Source organism: Dietzia sp. DQ12-76, from assembly GCF_014145045.1.
Lineage (GTDB): Bacteria > Actinomycetota > Actinomycetes > Mycobacteriales > Mycobacteriaceae > Dietzia.
In genome coordinates this window covers 1-4,489 of the sequence record NZ_JAALDV010000321.1, presented here as the reverse complement: position 1 = coordinate 4,489, position 4,489 = coordinate 1, and the positions used below count along the sequence as shown (strand labels likewise).

The following is a 4,489-nucleotide window of genomic DNA, read 5'->3' as shown; positions in this document are numbered from 1 at the left end:
TGCCCCTCGGTGTCGAGCTTCCAGGCCGCGTGCTGCACCAGCAGGCGGGCCTGGTCGATGGCGATCCGGGCCTCGGCGAGCCGCTCCCGGTTCCCGCCCAGGTTGACGACGGGTTTGCCGAAGGCCACCCGGCCCGAGGCGCGACGGCAGGCCAGGTCGAGCGCCATCTCCGACAGCCCGATGAGCCTCATGCAGTGGTGGACGCGGCCGGGGCCGAGCCGACCCTGCGCGATCTCGGCGGCCCGCCCGGGTCCGGCGATGATGTTCTCCACCGGCAGACGCACGCCCTCGAGGGACACCTCACCGTGGCCGAGCGGTTCGTCGTAGACACCCTGTGCGGTGAGCATGCGCTCGACGCGCACCCCGGGGGCGTCCATGGGCACCAGCACCATCGAGTGCCGGAGGTACCGGTGGGCGTCCGGGTCCGACACACCCATGAAGATGCCCACCTTGCAGTCCGGGTGGCCGACCCCGGTGGACCACCACTTGCGGCCGTCCAGCACCACCTCGTCGCCCTCGACCCGCGCGGTGGCCGCCATGTTGGAGGCGTCGGAGGAGGCCACCTCCGGCTCCGTCATGAGGAAGGCGCTGCGGATCCTCCCGTCCAGGAGCGGGTCCAGCCATCGGTCCTTCTGCTCCTGCGACCCATACTTGAGCAAGACCTCCATGTTGCCGGTGTCCGGGGCGTTGCAGTTGAACACCAGGGGCGCGACGAACGAGCGCCCCATCTCCTCCGCGACGGGCGCGTAGTCGGTGTTGGTCAGGCCGGTTCCGCCGTGGGTCCCGTACCGCTTCGCGTAGGGACCCTCGTGTCCGGCGGGCAGGAAGAGGTTCCACAGTCCCTGCTCGCGCGCCCTGGCCTGCAGATCGGTGATCCGCGGATCGACCGCCCAGGGGTCCTCGCCGGCCAGACGGCGGCGGGCGATGTCGGCGTGGATCCCCGGCTCGAGCGGAGCGATGTGCGTGTCGATGAACTCGCGGACCGCCGCGGTGAGCTCGGCCGCGCGGGGTGAGGGTGAGAAGTCCATGCTGTGCATCGTGGCACACCCGGGTGAACGGGGCCGTCCCACGGCGGCGGCTCGGCGGATACCTCTGGCAGGATCGCGGAGGTGAGCGAGAACGCGCGAACCCCCCTCGCGGACCGGGTCGACCCGATCCGCGACTGGTCGGCGCGACGCACCTACCGGGCGGGTGACTTCCGCGCCGAGGACCTCGTCGCGGCCAAGGCCGGCCGCCGGGTGTCCGTCGTGCTCCCGGCCCGGAACGAGGAGTCCACGGTCGGCGTGATCGTCGCCGCGCTTCAGGCCGAGCTGGTGGAGCGGGTGCCACTCATCGACGAGGTGGTGGTGATCGACTCCCACAGCGCGGATCGCACAGCGCACGTGGCCCGTGCCGCCGGCGCGAGAGTGGTGGCGCAGGGAGATGTGCTGCCCGCACTGGGAGACGTCCCGGGAAAAGGCGAGGCGCTGTGGAAATCCCTCGCAGCCACCGACGGGGAGTTCGTCGTGTTCCTCGATTCCGACCTGCGCGACTTCGACCCGGCGTTCGCGATCGGACTGCTGGGCCCGCTGCTCACCGACCCCGGGGTGGTGTTCAGCAAGGGCGCCTACGAGCGTCCTCTCGACGACGGCCGCACCGTCCTGCCGGCGGGCGGGGGACGGGTGACCGAGCTCGTCGCCCGACCTCTGTTGGCCACCCACTGGCCCGCACTCGCCGGGTTCGTGCAGCCGCTGGCCGGCGAGTACGCCGGGACCCGTCACGCCCTCGAATCCATCCCGTTCGCCGGCGCATACGGGGTGGACATCGGGATCTTGGTGGACCTGTTCGAGGCGTTCGGCCTCGATGCGCTCGCCCAGGTGGACCTCGGTCGACGCACCCACCGACACTCCCCCGATTCGGCGCTGGCGGTGATGGCGATGCACCAACACCTCGCGGTACTCAGCCGCCTGCGGCGCCACGGTCGGGCACCGGACACCCACGCCCCCGGTGACACGCTCACCCTGCACAGGCGCGATCCCGTCGGAGGCGGGTTCCACGCCGAGACCGTCGACGTCTCCCCCGGTGAACGGCCCCCGATGAGCGAGGTCCGCGAAGAATTGACCCGGTGAGCGCTCCCCGCGCCCTCCAGCCCCGACCCGACCCGACCCGACCCGACCGGGGAGTGTGCGGTAGCCGGTCGTGCCGCTAGCGACGCCGCGCCGAACCGCTGAGGATCGGCGTCAGCTGGAGTACCGGCGGGAACGTCCGGGTCCTGAGCCCGGTGACGTCGAACCCGGCCTCGGTCAGCGCCCGACCGGTGTCCCGGTTCGGTCGACACCCCCCGCCGAGCCGACTCCACACCGGCGCGATCCGGTCGGCCACGCGTCCCAGTCGGCCCTCTGCCCTGACGTGTTCGAACAGACGTAGTTCTCCCCCGGGGGCGAGTACCCGATCCGCCTCGGCGAGGGCGGCCGGGACGTCGGGGACCGTGCACAGGACGAGACCGAAGACCACCGCATCGGCCTCTCCGTCCGCGAGCGGGAGCGCCTCCGCCACCGACTCCACCACCTCGACCGGCACAGACGCACGCGCCGCGTAGCGCCGCGCGTGGGCACGGAGATGCGGGTCCGGCTCGATCGCCACCACCCTCGTGACCTGCGGGGGATAGTGCTCGAAGGTGACCCCGCTGCCTGCCCCCACCTCCACCACCGTTCCCGACAGACCGGAGACCAGGCGCCGCCGGGATCTGGCGAGCCCGATGCGCTCGAGAACGGGGCTGGCGATCACCCATGCGCGGGCGAAGAGCGAGACATCGGTCCGATCGTGGGAGGCCTTCATGAGAAGATACGGTACCGGGTATCCAACGACCCGGAACGGCAATTCACCGTCGACGATGAGGGGGCTCGGACCATGGAGAACACGAGCATACTGCCGGGGTGGCGGGCGGTCCTGGCCGTGGTCGCGCACCCCGACGACGAATCCTTCGGCCTCGGCGCGGTGCTCTCGACCTTCGCCGGGGCAGGCTCGCTCGTGGACGTCCTCTGCCTGACCAGGGGCGAGGCGTCGACCCTCCACGGTGTCGAAGGAGACCTGTCACTGATTCGCGAGAGCGAACTGCGGGCTGCTGCCGATGCGCTCGGGGTCCGACGGGTCACCCTGCTGGGCCACCCCGACGGCGGTGTGGCGGCTCTCCAGCCGACCGTCCTCGACGGCGACGTCGAGCGCGCACTGGAGCAGACCCGGCCCGACGGTCTCGTCGTCTTCGACTCCACCGGCATCAGCGGACACCCGGACCACGTGGCGGCAACCGCGGCCGCCGTCCGGGCGGGCGACCGGCACGGACTTCCCGTACTGGCGTGGACCCTCCCTGACGAGATCTGCGCCAGCCTCGCCTCCGAGGGGTACGCCGGATTCCTCGGTCGGCGCAGCGGGGAGATCGACCTGGCGCTGACCGTCGACCGTACGGCGCAACAGGCCGCGGTGGACTGTCACCCGAGTCAGGCCGTGCCGGGCAGTGTCCTGTGGAGGAGACTGGAGTTGCAGGGCGACACGGAACACCTGCGGTGGCTCCGACGCCCGTGAGCCGTGCCACCCCTCCGCGGCGGGATCACCCGGGTACGCCCCCGACCCAGTAGAAGTAGAACCGAGCAGACGCAGCACCGAAAGGACCGCCGCACGTGGACGCCTCCGAATGGAACGCCCGATACCTCGCCCAGCCCGACGTGTGGGGCACCACCCCCGCGGCACGCATCGTCGCGGAGGTGACCGGTGCCGAGGACGCCGGCCTGCCCGTGGACACCGCGGTGGACCTGGCGTGCGGCGACGGACGGCACGCGCGGTGGCTGGCCGCGCACGGATGGCGGGTCTCAGCCGTCGACTTCTCCGAGGTCGCGATCGATCAGGCCCGAGCCAAGGACTCCGATGACGGCCGTACCGGCAGCGTCGACTGGGTGGTCGGTGACGCCACCACCTGGGAGCCGGAGGAGTCGGTGGACCTCGTCGTCATCGGGTTCCTCCACCTGGACATGGACAGCCTGGTCCGGGTCCTGCGCAACGCCGGCGGGTGGCTGCGACCCGGTGGCCACCTCGTCTATCTCGGGCACGCCGCGGAGAACCTGCGTCGCGGCGTCGGCGGTCCGCAGGACCCGACCGTGCTCCCCGGGATCGCCGATCTGGCACTGGGATCCCAGGGACTCGAGGTGGTCTCGCTGCGTCACGACCTGCGGCCGGCCGGGAAGGCGACCGCGATCGACGTGCTCCTGCACGCACGATCCTGGGTCGACAGATGACCCGGGTCGACAGATGAACCGGACACGCCGGGATCCGGGTTCGGCCACCGGCCCGGGTGACGACCGAGTGCAGCGGCGGGTCGTGACGATCCTGGTCCTGGCGCAGCTGCTCTCCGGCGCGGGACTGGCCGCCGGGGTGACCGTCGGAGCGCTCCTCGCCGAGGACCTGCTCGGCGGGCCCGGCCTGTCCGGCCTGCCATCGGCGCTGTTCACCGGCGGGT

General features: G+C 71.8%; 5 protein-coding genes and 1 pseudogene. 4 read left to right on the top strand and 2 right to left on the bottom strand.

Features of this window, described 5'->3' with window-relative positions; genetic code table 11:
* Positions 1–1,028: acyl-CoA dehydrogenase family protein (locus G6019_RS11405; protein ID WP_182627613.1), on the bottom strand; the 1,028-nt coding region annotated here is incomplete at its 3' end.
* An 81-nt stretch (positions 1,029–1,109) separates the two neighbouring features.
* On the opposite strand from G6019_RS11405, the gene G6019_RS11400 reads away from it, so the two are divergent.
* Positions 1,110–2,108, top strand: a complete 999-nt coding sequence (locus G6019_RS11400) for a glucosyl-3-phosphoglycerate synthase (RefSeq protein ID WP_107757569.1) — start codon at positions 1,110–1,112, stop codon at positions 2,106–2,108.
* A gap of 76 nt (positions 2,109–2,184) precedes the next feature.
* Here G6019_RS11400 and G6019_RS11395 read toward each other — a convergent pair whose 3' ends face one another.
* Complete coding sequence (locus tag G6019_RS11395) at positions 2,185–2,817, bottom strand: class I SAM-dependent methyltransferase (protein ID WP_182612215.1); 633 nt, start codon at positions 2,815–2,817, stop codon at positions 2,185–2,187.
* A gap of 72 nt (positions 2,818–2,889) precedes the next feature.
* Between G6019_RS11395 and G6019_RS11390 the strand changes: the two genes are divergently transcribed.
* From G6019_RS11390 to G6019_RS11380, 3 genes and pseudogenes are all read left to right on the top strand, one after another.
* Positions 2,890–3,561 (top strand): PIG-L family deacetylase, encoded by a 672-nt coding sequence (locus tag G6019_RS11390; RefSeq protein ID WP_182612216.1) that lies wholly within the window; start codon positions 2,890–2,892, stop codon positions 3,559–3,561.
* Between the two features lie 95 nt (positions 3,562–3,656).
* On the top strand, positions 3,657–4,268 hold the full coding sequence (locus G6019_RS11385; protein WP_107757572.1) for a class I SAM-dependent methyltransferase: 612 nt from the start codon (positions 3,657–3,659) through the stop codon (positions 4,266–4,268).
* 13 nt (positions 4,269–4,281) lie between these two features.
* Positions 4,282–4,489, top strand: a pseudogene (locus G6019_RS11380) (hypothetical protein); the annotation flags it as partial.

Excerpts from the sequence above, each read along its gene's own strand:
- G6019_RS11395 (WP_182612215.1), bottom strand. The coding sequence starts at position 2,817 with ATGAAGGCCTCCCACGATCGGACCGATGTCTCGCTCTTCGCCCGCGCA.
- G6019_RS11390 (WP_182612216.1), top strand. The coding sequence starts at position 2,890 with ATGGAGAACACGAGCATACTGCCGGGGTGGCGGGCGGTCCTGGCCGTG.